The 14,934-nt window shown below is 64.8% G+C and carries 15 protein-coding genes; 9 read left to right on the top strand and 6 right to left on the bottom strand.

Going from position 1 to position 14,934, the window contains the following annotated elements; genetic code table 11:
- Positions 1 to 36: 36 nt before the first annotated feature.
- From NDI89_RS15485 to mce, 4 genes are all read left to right on the top strand, one after another.
- Complete coding sequence (locus NDI89_RS15485) at positions 37 to 363, top strand: DUF7967 family protein (RefSeq protein ID WP_277522706.1); 327 nt, start codon at positions 37 to 39, stop codon at positions 361 to 363.
- Positions 364 to 451: 88 nt separating this feature from the next.
- On the top strand, positions 452 to 2,134 hold the full coding sequence (locus NDI89_RS15480; RefSeq protein WP_277522704.1) for an acyl-CoA mutase large subunit family protein: 1,683 nt from the start codon (positions 452 to 454) through the stop codon (positions 2,132 to 2,134).
- Between the two features lie 175 nt (positions 2,135 to 2,309).
- Positions 2,310 to 4,544, top strand: coding sequence for a PQQ-dependent sugar dehydrogenase (locus NDI89_RS15475; RefSeq protein ID WP_277522700.1), 2,235 nt, complete (start codon positions 2,310 to 2,312; stop codon positions 4,542 to 4,544).
- A 201-nt stretch (positions 4,545 to 4,745) separates the two neighbouring features.
- Positions 4,746 to 5,129 carry a methylmalonyl-CoA epimerase gene (gene mce / locus NDI89_RS15470; protein ID WP_277522698.1) on the top strand — a complete coding sequence of 128 codons (384 nt, stop codon included), beginning with the start codon at positions 4,746 to 4,748 and terminating at the stop codon, positions 5,127 to 5,129.
- A 63-nt stretch (positions 5,130 to 5,192) separates the two neighbouring features.
- On the opposite strand, the gene NDI89_RS15465 is transcribed toward mce, so the two are convergent.
- Positions 5,193 to 6,155: a hypothetical protein gene (locus NDI89_RS15465; RefSeq protein WP_277522696.1), complete on the bottom strand. Its 963-nt coding sequence runs from the start codon at positions 6,153 to 6,155 to the stop codon at positions 5,193 to 5,195.
- Between the two features lie 134 nt (positions 6,156 to 6,289).
- Between NDI89_RS15465 and NDI89_RS15460 the strand changes: the two genes are divergently transcribed.
- Entirely contained in the window at positions 6,290 to 6,757 is a 468-nt protein-coding gene (locus NDI89_RS15460) for a DoxX family membrane protein (protein ID WP_277522694.1), read from the top strand.
- Positions 6,758 to 6,808: 51 nt separating this feature from the next.
- On the opposite strand, the gene NDI89_RS15455 is transcribed toward NDI89_RS15460, so the two are convergent.
- The gene (locus NDI89_RS15455) at positions 6,809 to 7,447 is read right to left on the bottom strand and encodes a ferredoxin--NADP reductase (protein ID WP_277522692.1); all 639 of its coding nucleotides are present in this window, start codon (positions 7,445 to 7,447) and stop codon (positions 6,809 to 6,811) included.
- Positions 7,448 to 7,719: 272 nt separating this feature from the next.
- Here NDI89_RS15455 and NDI89_RS15450 point away from each other — a divergent pair, with 272 nt between their 5' ends.
- Positions 7,720 to 9,474 carry a 2-oxoacid:acceptor oxidoreductase subunit alpha gene (locus tag NDI89_RS15450; protein WP_277522690.1) on the top strand — a complete coding sequence of 585 codons (1,755 nt, stop codon included), beginning with the start codon at positions 7,720 to 7,722 and terminating at the stop codon, positions 9,472 to 9,474.
- Complete coding sequence (locus tag NDI89_RS15445) at positions 9,474 to 10,337, top strand: 2-oxoacid:ferredoxin oxidoreductase subunit beta (RefSeq protein WP_277522688.1); 864 nt, start codon at positions 9,474 to 9,476, stop codon at positions 10,335 to 10,337. Before NDI89_RS15450 ends, NDI89_RS15445 begins: the two co-directional genes overlap by 1 nt.
- A 119-nt stretch (positions 10,338 to 10,456) precedes the next feature.
- Here NDI89_RS15445 and NDI89_RS15440 read toward each other — a convergent pair whose 3' ends face one another.
- Positions 10,457 to 11,122 (bottom strand): DUF6517 family protein, encoded by a 666-nt coding sequence (locus NDI89_RS15440; RefSeq protein WP_277522686.1) that lies wholly within the window; start codon positions 11,120 to 11,122, stop codon positions 10,457 to 10,459.
- A 146-nt stretch (positions 11,123 to 11,268) separates the two neighbouring features.
- On the opposite strand from NDI89_RS15440, the gene NDI89_RS15435 reads away from it, so the two are divergent.
- Positions 11,269 to 12,390 carry a pyridoxal phosphate-dependent aminotransferase gene (locus tag NDI89_RS15435; RefSeq protein ID WP_277522684.1) on the top strand — a complete coding sequence of 374 codons (1,122 nt, stop codon included), beginning with the start codon at positions 11,269 to 11,271 and terminating at the stop codon, positions 12,388 to 12,390.
- Positions 12,391 to 12,441: 51 nt separating this feature from the next.
- Here the strand turns inward: NDI89_RS15435 and NDI89_RS23975 are convergent, their stop codons facing one another.
- The 3 genes from NDI89_RS23975 to NDI89_RS15425 form a co-directional block, all read right to left on the bottom strand.
- Positions 12,442 to 12,726, bottom strand: coding sequence for a DUF5615 family PIN-like protein (locus NDI89_RS23975; protein ID WP_345781973.1), 285 nt, complete (start codon positions 12,724 to 12,726; stop codon positions 12,442 to 12,444).
- A gap of 27 nt (positions 12,727 to 12,753) precedes the next feature.
- Positions 12,754 to 13,077, bottom strand: a complete 324-nt coding sequence (locus NDI89_RS15430) for a DUF433 domain-containing protein (protein WP_277522682.1) — start codon at positions 13,075 to 13,077, stop codon at positions 12,754 to 12,756.
- Between the two features lie 70 nt (positions 13,078 to 13,147).
- Positions 13,148 to 13,714: a type 1 glutamine amidotransferase domain-containing protein gene (locus NDI89_RS15425; protein WP_277522680.1), complete on the bottom strand. Its 567-nt coding sequence runs from the start codon at positions 13,712 to 13,714 to the stop codon at positions 13,148 to 13,150.
- 143 nt (positions 13,715 to 13,857) lie between these two features.
- Between NDI89_RS15425 and NDI89_RS15420 the strand changes: the two genes are divergently transcribed.
- Positions 13,858 to 14,823: an NADPH:quinone reductase gene (locus NDI89_RS15420; RefSeq protein ID WP_277522678.1), complete on the top strand. Its 966-nt coding sequence runs from the start codon at positions 13,858 to 13,860 to the stop codon at positions 14,821 to 14,823.
- The last annotated feature ends 111 nt before the right edge of the window (positions 14,824 to 14,934 follow it).

Here is a 14,934-nt window from a genome sequence, read left to right as displayed (position 1 = left end):
GAGACATAAGCGGCCGTGCCGATACGACAGACAGTCATGAACGCGACGGATTCCGAGTCGACGACCGGCAGCACCGAGTCCGAGACCGACCGCGACGAGACCCGCGTCTGGCTCGTCGAGCGAACATACGGGGACGACGAACTCAACATCGTCATCCTCGTGTACGCGACCGAAAACGGCCGGCGGTACCACCGCCGCGAGCGTGCGCTCACGAGCTTTACGGGCCCCGCTCGAGAGACGAAGGCCGGACTGCTCGTCTCCCCCGACGCGCTCGGGACCGTCGACGATCCGGCGACGCGGGACCGGTACGCCGAGGAAGCGTCGCGAATGGCGGCCCGACACGACCCGGAGGACAGCGTCTAGGGAAATCCGGATGAGGGGCCGCGACCGCGGCGCGGAATCTTGACGTGTTCATCAAAGTTCAAGCCCCGCCCGGTACACGACAACTATAATGTTCGATCCCGACGAACTCGAGGAAATCCGGGCCAGCAAGGAGGAGTGGCACGAGGCGGAAGTCGAGCCGGTCCTCGAGCGCTTCGGCGAGCGGAAGGAAACGTTCACGACTGATACGGGCGGTCAGGAGGTCGATCGGCTCTATACGCCCGCGGACGTCGGCGATCTCGACTACGAGGAGGATCTGGGGAACCCGGGCGAACCGCCGTACACGCGCGGGGTGTACTCGACCGGGTACCGGGGTCGGCTCTGGACGATGCGCCAGTACGCCGGATTCTCGACGCCGGAAGACACCAACGAGCGCTATCACTACCTGCTCGACGAGGGGCAGACGGGGCTCTCGATGGCCTTCGACCTGCCGACCCAGATGGGGTACGACTCCGACGCCTCGATGGCCGCGGGCGAGGTGGGGAAGGCCGGCGTCGCGATCGACTCGCTGGACGACATGGAGACCGTCTTCGACGGCATCCCGCTCGACGAGGTCTCGACGTCGATGACGATCAACGCGCCGGCGTCGGTGCTGCTGGCGATGTACATCGCGGTCGGGGATCAGCAGGGCGTCGACCGCGAGGAGCTCCGGGGGACGATTCAAAACGACATCCTGAAGGAATACATCGCGCGCAACACCTACATCTACCCGCCGGAAGCGTCGATGCGGATCATCACGGACATCTTCGACTTTTGCGCCTCCGAAACGCCGAAGTTCAACACCATCTCGATCTCGGGCTATCACATCCGCGAGGCCGGATCGACGGCCGCACAGGAGCTCGCGTTCACGCTGGGCGACGGGATCGAGTACGTCGAGACGGCGATCGAAGCCGGCCTCGACGTCGACGACTTCGCGCCGCAGCTCTCGTTCTTCTTCAACGGTCACAACAACATCTTCGAGGAGGTCGCCAAGTTCCGCGCGGCCCGCCGCATGTGGCACGACATCATCGACGAGCGCTTCGACGCTGACGACCCCAAGTCCAAACAGCTCAAGTTCCACACCCAGACGGCGGGCTCGATGCTGACCGCCCAGCAGATCGAGAACAACGTCGTTCGCGTCGCCTATCAGGCGCTCGCGGCCGTCCTCGGCGGCACCCAGAGCCTCCACACCAACGGCAAGGACGAGGCACTCGCCCTGCCGACCGAGGAATCCGTCCGTACTGCGCTACGAACCCAGCAGATCCTCGGTCACGAGTCCGGCGCGGCCGACACCATCGACCCGCTCGCCGGCAGCTACTACGTCGAATCGCTGACCGACGAGGTCGAGGAGGAAGCCTACGAGATCTTAGACGAGGTCGACGACCGCGGCGGCATGCTCGAGGCCGTCGAGCAACAGTGGGTCCAGCGCCAGATCCAGGACACGGCCTTCGACCGCCAGAAGGAGATCGAGGAGAAAGAGCGGATCATCGTCGGGGTCAACGAGTTCGAGGTCGACGAGGACCCCGCGATGGACGTCGAAGAGGTCACCGAGGAGGACGAGCAGCGCCAGATCGACAACCTCGCCGCCGTCCGCGAGGAGCGCGACGACGAGGCCGTCGACGCGGCGCTCAAGGCGCTGCGGGACGCCGCCCAGAGCGACCAGAACCTGATGCCCTACATCATCGACGCGGTCAAGACGTACGCCACGGTCGGCGAGATCTGTAACGTGATGCGCGACGAGTTCGGAGAGTATCAACCCGGCGGCGCGATGTGAGCGGTCGACGCCGAACGGGAGTCGAGTAACACCGGCGATTTCGCTCGAGTAATTTCGTTTTACACCTGCTCCCGTCCGGCGGTTCGAAGATAACATCCAATTGAGCGGGGAATTCGGGGGAACGGTCGGGTCCGTTTATCCTCATATCGGGCGACGGCGCTGTCGTGAGCGCAACATGAGCGAGCAACCCGACGAGCGATCGACTCCTGTAACCGAGGCCGCTGACGACTATCCGTCCCGTCGCCGCGTGCTGCAAGCGGCGGCGGCCGCGGGTGGTATCGCCGCTCTGGGCGGGGTCACCGTCGGTCAGGACACCGAAACGATCGAACTCGGTGGCGAGACGAGCGGCTGGATGGGTCGGTCCCCCTCGGATATCGAGGGCGAGACGAACCCGACCCTCGAGTTACAGGAGGGAACGACCTACGAGATCACCTGGGAGAACGTCGACGGCGCGGCCCACAACATCGCCATCCTCGATTCCGAGGGGAACGAGCTCGAGAGCACCGAGATCATCACCGGCGAGGGAGAAACGCAGACCCTCGAGTTCGAGGCGACGAGCGAAATGGCCGAGTACTACTGTGTCGTCCACCCCAACACGATGCGGGGGAGCATCGAACTCAGTAGTGGCGGCGGTGGCCAGCAGGAGGCGGCCGGCCAGATGGAGGGCTTCTTCCAGTCGGGAACCGAGATCGGCGTCCAGACGATCGCGGAGGGCATGACCGCGCCGACGGACATGGCGGTCGCCGACGAGGGCCGCTATTTCGTCACCGACCAGACCGGCGAACTCTGGGTCGTCACCGACGACGGACTGCAGGACGAGCCGTTCCTCGACGTGAGCGATCGGATGGTCGAGCTGGGAACCTTCCAGGGCGACTACGCGGATCCGAACTCGGAGTACGACGAACGAGGGCTGCTCGGCGTGGACCCCCATCCCGACTTCTCGGAGAACGGGCGCTTGTTCGTCCACTACAGTGCGCCGCCGAACGACGAGACGCCGGACGGTTGGAGCCACGTCGAGGTCGTTTCCGAGTTCCAGGCCAACGATGACATGACCGCGGCGGATCCCGAGTCGGAGCGCGTTCTCATGGAGTTCCAGAAACCCCAGTACAACCACGACGCCGGCCCGATGGCGTTCGGTCCCGACGGCTACCTCTACGTCCCCATGGGTGACGGCGGCGGGGCGAACGACGACATGGAGGGCCACGTTGAGGACTGGTACGACGACAACGCGGGCGGAAACGGGCAGGACGTCAGCGAGAACCTGCTCGGGAGCATCCTGCGGATCGACGTCGATTCCGAGGGCGACGATCGACCGTACGGCATTCCGGACGACAACCCGCTGGCCGATTCCGAGGAGGCATACCCCGAACACTACGCGTGGGGCTTCCGGAACCCCTTCGGCATCTCGTTCGACAGCGACGACCGACTGTTCGTCGCCGACGTGGGACAGAACCTCTTCGAAGAAGTCGACATCGTCGAGTCGGGCGGGAACTACGGCTGGAACGTCAAGGAAGGGACTCACTGCTTCAGCACGGAGAACCCCGGCAGTCCGCCCGAAGACTGTCCCGACTCGGCCCCGGACGAAGCGCCCTATGACGGGCAGGAGCTTCAGGACCCGATCGTCGAGTACCCCCACACGTATCAGGAGCAAATCGTCGGCATCGCGATCGTCGGCGGTCACGTCTACGAGGCCGACGCCGTGCAGGAGCTGAACGGGAAGTACATCTTCGGCGACTGGACGGCTGATCCGGCCCGGCAGAGTCCGCAGGGACGGCTCCTCGCTGCCACCGAGCCCGACGGCGGAGGCGGACAAATGGCCGAGGACGCCGGCGGCAACGAAACCAACGCCACCAACGCTACTAACGCGACCGACGTCCCGGAAATCGAACAGGAAGGCTTCGTGAACGAGACTAACGACACCAACGCCACCAACGCGACCGACGCCCCGGATGTCGAACAGGAAGGCCTCGAGAACGAGACTAACGAAACCAACGCTACCAACGAGACGGCCGGTGGCGACATGCCGACCGCCGACGGTGACGGTCAGGAACAGGTCGTCCCGCGAGACGAGCTCTGGGACATGGAAGAACTTCAGGTCGCGGGAACCGAAGACGGCTCGTTCCCGTACTTCGTCCGGCAGTTCGGACAGGACGACGACGGCAACGTCTACGTGCTCGCGAACCAGGCGGGCGTCCCCGAAGGCGACACCGGTGCGGTCATGCAGATCGTTCCGCCGGGTGAGGGTGAGTCGCTGTCGCCGCCCGAGGAAGGCGATGGCGGAGCCGATGCCGGTGACAGTGAGGGCAACGAGACCGATGCCGGAAACGAGACGGCGAATCAGACCGAAATCGAAGAGGAGGGCTTCGAGAACGAGACGGACAACGAATCGAACGCGACGGTCGACGAGTAACCGTCCGACCGACGAGTCGTTCGATTACCGCCTTTTTTCGAACCGCCGGAGCCGCATCGGACCGATCGCCACCCATCGATTCGAATCGAGACGGTCGCTACTGAACTCGTAGTTCGACTGACGCGCCGCCACCGTCGTCCCCCGTACGAACACCACGAAAAATCATAACAGTAACACGGACGCTCCGACCAGTACAACCAGATGCACTTCGATCACGCCGGAATCGCGACCGACGACGCACAGGCGCTTGCGGAACTGTACGGCGACCTCTTCGGCCTCGAGGTGGCCCACGAGGAGGAGTTCGACGGGCTCCGCGTCGTCTTCCTCGAGTGTGGCGACGGCTACTTCGAACTGCTCGAACCGCTCGAGGAGGGAACGATTTCTCGGTACCTCGAGGACAACGGGTCGGGAATTCATCACCTCGCGCTCGCGACCGACGACATCGAGGGGGCCCTCGAGACGGTCCGCGATCACGAGGTGGCGCTGATCGACGAGGAGCCCCGACCGGGCGCGTGGGGCCACTCGGTCGCGTTCCTGCACCCGAAAGACACTGGCGGCATCCTGATCGAACTCGTCGAACACTGATCGGATCGGCCGGCGGCCGTACCCGCGTTCGGGGCCCCGAAATCGACGGTCGATCGATGCGCGTCACTCGTCCCCGGGATACTCGACCGTCGTGATTTCGTTCGTTTCTGCAACGGTCTCGTGGGAGACCGCGACGCGGCCGGGATAGCGGCCCTCGAGTGCTATTCGGGCCGTATAATCGGCGACGCCGAGACAGTCGATACAGGTGTCACCTTCCCGGTCGCCGACGGCGACGGTGATCGCGAGGACGTCGCGACGCTCGTCGTACGCCGTCTCCGTCAACGAGACGCCGTGACAGGGCGTCGGAATCGTGATCTCGCCGTCGACGATCACGGCCTCGTCGGCGAACTCGACGACTGCCTGATGGCCGTCCATCCGGCCCGCACACGTCCGATCGTCGACCTCGAGCGACGCGTCCGCGACCGCCGGTACCGGACAGGGAACGGACGTCGAGACCGACTCGGTTCGAACGCCGGTTTCGCGGAGCGTCATGGTCGTTCGAGATCGGATGCAATCGAACGGCTGTCGGTCGACCCCGCTCGTCACGGTCGACTCGCCCGTCCCATCGTCGCTGTCGGTTCGAACAGTGATCGCGTACGAACGCGGTTCGACGAGGACGAACGCGAGCCGGTCTCCCGCCGGCAGGTCGAACTCGCGCTCGAGTAGCGGATCGTCATCGCCGCTGCCGTCATCACCGGTATCATCGCCGCTCCCATCGGGTCGCTCGTCCCCGTTGGTCGTGATCGCTACCGAAACCGCTCGTTCGGTGTCACCCGGATTCCGGAGGACGACTTCGTGCGGCGGGTGTGCGGATGGGAACGGAACGTCGTCGGGATCCCCGACTTCGATCGGCGTGTCCGACTCGGAATCCGTCCCGCTCCGGTCGGATTCGTTGCTTGAGGTTCCGAATGGGTCGCCTCCATCGGTACCGCTCGCGGTACGGAGCCGCTCGAACTCCGAACTCGTGCACCCGGCCAGCCCGCAGAGCACGCCGGTCGTCCCGGCGAGGAGGGTTCGGCGTCGCATACCTGGTTCAACCACGATGAGGGATAAACACCTTTGTCAGGCACTCTAACCCATCATTTCGCACGTTAGTCAGCTTTCCCGAGACAGGCATATGTCACGACCGGACTGAAAGCCGTCGCGCGTCTATTCCGACCATGCGTAGCCTGATACAGCGTGAGACGGGGACCGACGAGCGAACGCCGCTCCGTCAGTCGGAACCGGCGGACGAGTCAATCGGCGAGAGCGGGCTGTTTCGGCTCGGACGCGTCCTGTTCGGTGCCGTCCTCGCCGTCATGGCGACGGACAACTTCCGGAACCTCGAGGGCCGAATTCAGTACGCCGAGTCGAAGGACGCGCCGGTCCCGGCGCTTTCGGTCCCGGCGGCGAGCGGGGGGCTCCTGTTCGGCGGTCTCGGCGTTGCGCTGTGGCGAGTGCCCGTCGCGTCGGCCGCTGCGGTGGCGGCGTTCTTCGCCGGTACCACCCCGCTAATGCACGATTTCTGGGAGATGGACGATCCCGAGATGCGACAACAGGAGTTCTTCCACTTCGCCAAGAACACCGCGCTGCTCGGGGCGGCGCTCGCGTTCCTGAAACTGGGACTGTCCGAAGCGTCCGAGGAGTGAGTCCGTCGCGTCGGTGACTCGAAGGAGACCGAGCGAGGTTCCCGCCGGTCGTTACCCGAAGTTTTCGATCAGCGCGTCCTCCGAGTCGCCGCCGGCGTCCTCGATCGCGTCGGCGACGACCGTGACGAAATCGTCGAACCCGAACGCGTACAGCTGCCCCGCATCGCGGTGCGTCGCGATCGCATCGACCAGTTCGTCCGTCGCGTCCCCGTCGACGATGACGACCGTCGCGCCCGCCGACTCGAGCGCGTCGAGCCGAGCGGTGTGTGCCGGCTCGTCCGCCTGATAGATCACGACGGCCTCGTGGCCCGCGTCGCGGGCCGCCTCGGCGACCGCGACCGAGGGGCCGATTCCCGGGCCGCCGGCGACCGCGACGATATCGCTCTCGCCCTCGTAGGTGATCCGGCCGAACGGTCCGTCGATGTGGACGGTTTCGCCGGCCTCGAGGTCGGCGAGCCACGGCGAGAGATCGCCGTCGGGATCGACGCCCACGGTGAGTTCGAACGTCTCACCCACGGACGGCGAGGAGAGCGTGTAGTGGCGGGAGAGTACCTCGTCGTCTGGTTCGGCCCGGAGCAAGACGAACTGCCCCGGCAGGGCGTCGAACCCCTCGGGCGTCTCCAGCTCGAGTGTGACCGTATCGGGACCGACTTCGCTGACCGATTCGACGCTGACTGGCGTCCCTTCCATATCGAACCGGTTCGGCGGCCGGTTGAAAAGACGTTCCGTTCCCTCCGCGACCCCGTGGTGACAGCAGTTACGAATCTGGACCGTCACATATCCTGGGCTGCGGGGATACACGCACACGAAGTTGTCAGTTTATCGCCGCGAAACGTTATCGCCGAAATCCATACTGGTTAATGGAACTGACCCCCGCTATCGAACATATCTCCCGCTGTTGCGGCCGTCCGACTGGGGTTTCAGAAGCCTTTTCATTTATGGGAGGCAAGGCCCAGCATAACATGGCTGAGGATCTCAACTGGGCGGTCGGAGGCGAGGCCGGCGACGGTATCGACTCCACGGGGAAAATCTTCGCTCAGGCACTTTCCCGAGCCGGACGGCACGTATTCACCTCCAAAGACTTCGCGTCGCGGATCCGTGGCGGCTACACCTCCTACAAGATCCGCACCTCCGTCGAGCAAGTCCAGAGTGTCGTCGATCGGCTCGATATTCTGGTCGCGCTCACCCAGCGGACCATCGACGAGAACCTCGACGAGCTCCACGAGGGCAGCGCCATCATCTACGACGGCGAGCGCTCCTGGGAGGCCGAGATTCCCGACGAGATGACCGCCGTCGACGTGCCGCTGAAGTCGCTGGCCGAGGAGGCCGGCGGCGCGATCATGCGCAACATCGTCGCGCTCGGTGCCGCCTGCGAGATCACCGGGTTCGACGTCGAGTACCTCGACGAAGCCCTCGAGAAGCGCTTCGGCGGGAAGGGCTCGAAGATCGTCGAGAACAACAAGGAAGCCGCCCGAGTGGGGCAGGAGTACGTTCGAGAGAACTACGATCTTGACCACCTCGGCTACAACATCGAGACGACGGACAGCGACTACGTGCTGCTCAACGGGAACGAGGCGATCGGGATGGGCGCACTCGCGGCCGGCTGTCGGTTCTACGCCGGCTACCCCATCACGCCCGCGACGTCGATCATGGAATACCTGACGGGCCGGATCGACGACTACGGCGGCCACGTCGTGCAGGCCGAGGACGAGCTCTCGGCGATCAACATGGCGCTCGGTGCCGCGCGGTCCGGTGCCCGATCGATGACCGCGACGTCGGGCGCCGGGATCGACCTCATGACCGAAACGTTCGGTCTGGTCGCGACCAGCGAGACGCCGCTGGTCATCACCGACGTCCAGCGATCCGGCCCCTCGACCGGGATGCCGACGAAACAGGAGCAGGGCGATCTCAACATGGCGCTGTACGGCGGCCACGGCGAGGTTCCGCGGTTCGTCGTCGCCCCCACGTCGATCACCGAGTGTTTCTGGAAGACCGTCGAGGCGTTCAACCTCGCCGAGAAGTACCAGACGCCCGTCTTCCTGGTCTCCGACCTGGCGATGTCCGTCACGGAACAGACGTTCCCGCCGGAAGCGTTCGACATGGACGAGGTCGAGATCGACCGCGGCAAGCTCGTCGACGACGACGAGGTCGACGAGTGGCTCGACGCGCAGGGCCACTTCCGGGCCCACGCCGTCACCGAGGACGGCGTCAGCCCCCGAGCCATCCCCGGCACGACCGACGCCGCCCACATGTCCACCGGCCTCGAGCACGACGAGCTCGGCCGCCGGACGGAGGAGGAAGACGAACGGGTTCATCAGGTTGACAAGCGGTATCGGAAGGTCGAGACCGCCCGAGAACAGGAAGACTGGGACTACCGGGAGTTCGGAAACGCCGACGCCGAGAACCTCATTATCTCGTGGGGCTCGAACGAAGGCGCGCTCGTCGAAGCGCTCGAGTACCTCGAGGACGACGGGATCGACGTTCGCGTCATCTCGGTACCCTATATCTATCCGCGGCCGGATCTGACGGAAGAGATCGAGGCCGCCGCCGACACGATCGTCGTCGAGTGTAACGCGACCGGGCAGTTCGCGGACGTGATCGAACGCGACGTCCTTACCCGTGTGAAACGCATTAACAAGTATACAGGCGTCCGATTCAAGGCGGACGAACTCGCAGACGCGATTACCGAGAAACTCACCGAGGAGGTACCAGCATAATGAGCTCCGACGTACGATTCACCGACTTCAAGTCCGACAAGCAGCCGACGTGGTGTCCCGGATGCGGCGACTTCGGGACGATGAACGGCATGATGAAAGCCCTCGCGAACACCGGCAACGATCCCGACAACACGTTCGTCGTGGCCGGGATCGGCTGTTCCGGCAAGATCGGGACCTACATGCACAGCTACGCCCTCCACGGGGTCCACGGCCGTGCGCTCCCGGTCGGCACCGGCGTCAAGATGGCCCGCCCCGACATCGAAGTGATGGTCGCCGGCGGCGACGGTGACGGCTACTCGATCGGTGCCGGCCACTTCGTCCACGCCGTCCGCCGGAACGTCGACATGACCTACGTGGTCATGGACAACCGCATCTACGGCCTGACGAAGGGACAGGCCTCGCCGACCTCGCGGTCGGACTTCGAGACCAGCACGACCCCCGAAGGCCCGAAGCAGCCGCCGGTCAACCCGCTCGCGCTCGCGCTCGCTTCCGGCGCGAGCTTCATCGCTCAGTCGTTCAGTTCGGACGCGATGCGCCACGCCGAGATCATCGAGGAGGCCATCGAGCACGACGGCTTCGGCTTCGTCAACGTCTTCAGCCCGTGTGTCACGTTCAACGACGTCGACACGTACGACTACTTCCGCGACAACCTCGTGGACCTCCAGGACGAGGACCACGATCCGAACGACTACGAGGCCGCCAAGGGAGTCATTCTGGACTCCGATAAGGAGTATCAGGGAGTCATGTACCAGAACGAAAACTCGGTGCCCTACCACGAAGAACACGGCGTCACCGAGGACATGTCCGAAATCCCCGACGGCGCGCCCGACGACGCGATGGACCTCGTCCGCGAGTTCTACTAACCGCGGTCTTCCGTCTTCGCATTTTTCGTTTTTCCGCGTGCGAGCAGCTATGGGGATACCGAACGAAAGTCAGGCCGCCGAAACGCGCGGTTTTGAGCGAGGCCAGCGAGCCGTGCGGATCAGCTATCGAGCGGGTGTTCGGCGGACTCCATCAGTTCCTCGACGTTCGCCGACTCCTCGGTGAGTCGCTTCGGGTAGACCCCGAGCAAGACGAGCAGGTCGTCTTCGTGATCGAACGACGTGACCTTGATATCGATCTCGACCGTCTGCCCGTCCATCTCCGTTTCGCCCGTGAAGGCGTCGACGTCGCGGCTCTCACCGAGGATATCGAGCGAGAACGTCTCGTCGTGTTGGATATCGCTGATATTGCCGTTCTCTCCCTCGAGCTGGCTCAGGAACTCCTCGAGGAGCTCCTCGTTCGACATATCCGCGAGCGGATTGACGGATCGGCCGGCGACCGTCATCCCGGGTATCGAGACGGCGGCGAACGCGCTTCCCTCGCGCTCCTGGCCGCCGTACTCGACGGTCTTCGTGTAGACCGACGTCCAGAGCGACGCTCTGAAATCCCGTTCGACGCCGCCGATCTCTTCGGACCGCTCTATGGTCTCTTCGTTGACCTCTTGCTCTTCGTAGCCCGTTTCGTCGAGTTTTCGATCAGTGGGCGCCACGCGGTCGGCGTCGAACTCGAGCGGCTCGTTGCCGAGGACGAACCCGAGACAGCCGGCGGTCAGCGCGATCGTCCCTGTCGCGCCCGCAGCGAGCAGCGATCGTCGAGAGGGTGTCATTGTCCGAGAATGCGGTACGAGCGGTATATTCCTTGTGGCACGTTCGGTTTCGTAGACAAGAACGTCACGAACTCCTGACAGCCGGTGCCGGATCGGGGCTGACGAACACATCAAGAGTTATCGGGATCGCCCCCTCCCACTTAGTCATGACCGAATTCGCAGACAGGGTCGAGCAGGTGTCGATCAGCGGCATTCGCGAAGTGTTCGAGGCCGCCGGTGACGACGCGATCAATCTCGGACTCGGACAGCCGGACTTCCCGACGCCCGCCCACGCCCGCCGCGGAGCGATCGAGGCCATCGAGGCCGGGCGGGCCGACGCCTACACGTCGAACAAGGGCACCCCGCAGCTCCGGGAGGCGATTTCGGCGAAGTACGACCGGGACTACGGTCTCGAGGTCGATCCGGCGGACGTGATCGCGACGTCGGGCGGCAGCGAGGCGCTCCACCTCGCGCTCGAGGCCCACGTCGATCCGGGCGAGGAGGTCGTCTTCCCCGACCCCGGCTTCGTCTCCTACGACGCGCTGACGCACATCGCCAGCGGCACGCCCAAGCCGGTCGGGCTCCGGGAGGATCTCACCCTCGATCCCGCGGCGGTCGAGGACGCGATCACTGACGAGACGGCGGCGTTCGTCGTCAACAGTCCGGCGAACCCGACCGGCGCGGTCCAGAGCGAGGCCGACATGCGCGAGTTCGCCCGCATCGCCGACGAGCACGACGTGCTCTGCATCTCCGACGAGGTGTACGAACACATCGTCTTCGAGGGCGACCATCACTCGCCCCTCGAGTTCGCCGAGACGGACAACGTCGTCGTCGTCAGCGCCTGCTCGAAGACCTACTCGATGACGGGGTGGCGGCTCGGCTGGGTCGTCGGCTCCAATCGCCGCATCGAACGCATGCTCCGGGTCCACCAGTACGGGCAGGCCTGCGCCTCCGCGCCCGCGCAGTACGCCGCCGAGGCCGCCCTGACCGGGCCGCAGGATCGAGTGCAGGAGATGGTCGAGACGTTCGAGCAGCGTCGCGACCTCGTGCTCGACGGACTGACCGACGCCGGCCTTGAGGTTCCCACCCCCGAAGGGGCCTTCTACGCGATGCCGAAGGTCCCCGAGGGCTGGTGCGAGGAAGTCCTCGAGCGCGGCGTCGTCGTCGTCCCCGGCGACGCCTTCGGCGCGAACGGCGAGGGCTACGCGCGGCTCTCGTACGCGACGGGGACGGAGGAGTTGAAGGAAGCGCTCGAGATCATGGCCGACGCGACCCGGGCGGTTCGATAGTACCGACTGGAGCCGTCTCTTCGTTCACTCCACTCCGGATGGTGACTGCGTTCACGACCACTCGCCGATATTCGTCACTCGAGGGAGATCGATCGGATCTGGAACGTATCGAGTGACACGGTCGACGCGATCCGCGATCTCGTAGCTGTCTATACTATCACTGGAATAGTAGAGAATCCGAATCTCGCGGCGATATTCGGGACGGAGGAAATCGTCGTCGTGGGTCAAAACGAGATACCCGTTCGTGTCGGCGTGCGCGACAATACGCTCGTCCGTTGCCCCTTCTTCGAGCACGTCATGAACGTGAACCGCGTCGTGGCCCTTTCCACGAAGCAATTCGGCGACCCGAGGCTGGTATTTTCGTCAACGAGAATCCGGTACTCCATTCGACCCCTCATCTCGTTCCTGCCGGATCTCAGTGAGCGACTTCGCACCCGCTCGCCTGGCATCATCTTCTCGAGACCGCCGCGTCTCCTCGGCTCGATCCATCTCATCGGGATGGGTATGATAGTACTGGAGGGCAGCGTAGACGTCCGCTGCGTCGAGATTGAACTGTTTGGCTACTTCCGTCGCTGACTTTCCGGTCTCCTCGACGAGCCCCTGCAGTCGGCGGACCGTCACGCGATGCCCTTCGACGTGGGGCTCGTCGTGTACCTCCGTGACGATTCGGCGAGCCGCCTGTGCCATATCAACTCATTAGCGTGCTTTCAATAAAACGCTGTTCCTCGAGAACCCGATTAGCTCATCTTCGGATGGATTAACCGCTCTGAGAAGCGAACTCCTCGAGAATCGCCTCGCAAAAGGCCTCGAGGTCGTCCGGATTCCGACTCGTCACGAGCCCGCCGTCGACGACGACTTCCTCGTCGACCCACTCGCCGCCGGCGTTGCGAACGTCGGTCTGCAAGCTGTGATAAGAGGTCAGCGTTCGTCCGTCCACGACGTCCGCTTCGATCAGCGTCCACGGACCGTGACAGATCACGCCCGCGGGCTTGCCGTCCTCGAGATGCCGTCGCAGGAGCTCCACGCCGTCCTCGTCGGTGCGAAGCGTGTCCGCGCCCACGGTCCCGCCGGGGACGATCAGCGCGTCGTAGTCGTCCGCGGAAACGTCCGCGAAGGTCTTCTCGACTTCGTAGCTCTCGCTTCCCTCGAGATCGTCGTTCACCGTCGCTGCCTCGCCCGTCTCGCTGCCGAGCACGTCGACGGTGGCGCCGGCCTCGGCGACGGTCGCCTTCGGTTCGGTGAACTCGATCTCCTCCGTGCCTTCGGGCGCGAGGAAGATCCCGACCGTGATGTCCTCGAGCCGCCTGCTTTCTGCTTCACTCATACGAATGCGAGGACCGTCGCGTGGACAAGGGTGCTACTTGCTAATGCAACAGCGGACTCTACGCACTCGGATCAGTGGAGTCGCTCCCGGCGACTGCCGACACGTGTACCATTATACGGTATCGGTCCGTCGACTCCAGTATCATGCGAGCTGTCCGCCTTCACGAGCACGGCGACGCCGACGTCCTGCAGGTAGACGAGATCGATCGACCGGACCCGGCCGCGGACGAACTCCTGATCGAGGTCGCCTCCGCGGGCGTCAATCCCGTCGATACGTACTTCCGAGACGGGTCGTACACGCCGGTCGACGTCCCGTTCACGCCGGGCGTCGACTTCGCGGGTACCGTCGTGGAGATGGGCGACACCGTCGAGGCGTTCGAAGCGGGCGACCGCGTCTACGGAACCGGTATCGGAAACGGTGGGTTCCAGGGATCCTATGCCGAGTTCGCCACGGTGCCGACCGACCGCGTCGTCCACCTCCCCGACGGTGCCGACGCGACCGAAGCGGGTGCCGCCGGCGTCGCCGCCGTCACCGCCTGGCGCGCGCTGATCGACCACGCCGACCTCGAGCCGGCGGAGTACTGTCTGATCCACGGCGGCTCCGGCGGCGTCGGCCACGCGGCCGTCCAGATCGGGAGCGCCGTGAGCGCGCGGGTGATTACGACCGCCGCCGAGGAGTACCACGACGCGATCGCCGACTACGGAGCCGAGACGGTACTGGACTACGGTCGCGACGATCTGGCCGACGCCGTCCGCGAGGCCGCCGACGGCGGCGTCGACGCGATCCTCGACCACCGCCTCGACGACTACCTGCAGTTCGACGCGGACGTCGCGGCGACGGGTGCGCGCGTCGTCGGAATCGGTGAGAACAGTCCCGATCCCGCCTTTACGAACGACGGCGCTGCCCGATCGAAAGACGTCTCCTACCAGTTCATGAGTATGTTCAACACGCCGGATCTGCGCGTCCCGCTCCGCGGCGCTGCTCACCTCATGGACACTGGAGATCTCTCGATCGACGTCGCACGGAGCTACGACCTCGAGGACGCCGCCGACGCACAGCGGGCCGTCATGGACGACAGCTTCCTCGGAAAACTCGTCATCGAGCCGTAGCGACCGACGGAACACGCCGCTGCGATCCGCTCGCGTGGCGAACCGTTCTGGACGCGCAAGGGCAACGGAGCTGCGAGTCTCCGACTCGGTCAGGCCGAATTCTTCGAGGGA

Source organism: Natrinema salsiterrestre (assembly GCF_029502005.1).
GTDB classification, from domain to species: domain Archaea; phylum Halobacteriota; class Halobacteria; order Halobacteriales; family Natrialbaceae; genus Natrinema; species Natrinema salsiterrestre.
Note: the sequence above shows the minus strand (reverse complement) of the source record. Positions and strands in the feature narration are given on the sequence as shown.

Coding starts and splice junctions, on each gene's coding strand:
- NDI89_RS15445 (WP_277522688.1), top strand. CDS start 9,474: ATGAGCTCCGACGTACGATTCACCGACTTCAAGTCCGACAAGCAGCCG.
- NDI89_RS15480 (WP_277522704.1), top strand. CDS start 452: ATGTTCGATCCCGACGAACTCGAGGAAATCCGGGCCAGCAAGGAGGAG.
- NDI89_RS15475 (WP_277522700.1), top strand. CDS start 2,310: ATGAGCGAGCAACCCGACGAGCGATCGACTCCTGTAACCGAGGCCGCT.
- mce (WP_277522698.1), top strand. CDS start 4,746: ATGCACTTCGATCACGCCGGAATCGCGACCGACGACGCACAGGCGCTT.
- NDI89_RS15435 (WP_277522684.1), top strand. CDS start 11,269: ATGACCGAATTCGCAGACAGGGTCGAGCAGGTGTCGATCAGCGGCATT.
- NDI89_RS15450 (WP_277522690.1), top strand. CDS start 7,720: ATGGCTGAGGATCTCAACTGGGCGGTCGGAGGCGAGGCCGGCGACGGT.
- NDI89_RS15430 (WP_277522682.1), bottom strand. CDS start 13,077: ATGGCACAGGCGGCTCGCCGAATCGTCACGGAGGTACACGACGAGCCC.
- NDI89_RS15425 (WP_277522680.1), bottom strand. CDS start 13,714: ATGAGTGAAGCAGAAAGCAGGCGGCTCGAGGACATCACGGTCGGGATC.
- NDI89_RS15460 (WP_277522694.1), top strand. CDS start 6,290: ATGCGTAGCCTGATACAGCGTGAGACGGGGACCGACGAGCGAACGCCG.
- NDI89_RS15465 (WP_277522696.1), bottom strand. CDS start 6,155: ATGCGACGCCGAACCCTCCTCGCCGGGACGACCGGCGTGCTCTGCGGG.
- NDI89_RS15440 (WP_277522686.1), bottom strand. CDS start 11,122: ATGACACCCTCTCGACGATCGCTGCTCGCTGCGGGCGCGACAGGGACG.
- NDI89_RS15420 (WP_277522678.1), top strand. CDS start 13,858: ATGCGAGCTGTCCGCCTTCACGAGCACGGCGACGCCGACGTCCTGCAG.
- NDI89_RS15455 (WP_277522692.1), bottom strand. CDS start 7,447: ATGGAAGGGACGCCAGTCAGCGTCGAATCGGTCAGCGAAGTCGGTCCC.
- NDI89_RS15485 (WP_277522706.1), top strand. CDS start 37: ATGAACGCGACGGATTCCGAGTCGACGACCGGCAGCACCGAGTCCGAG.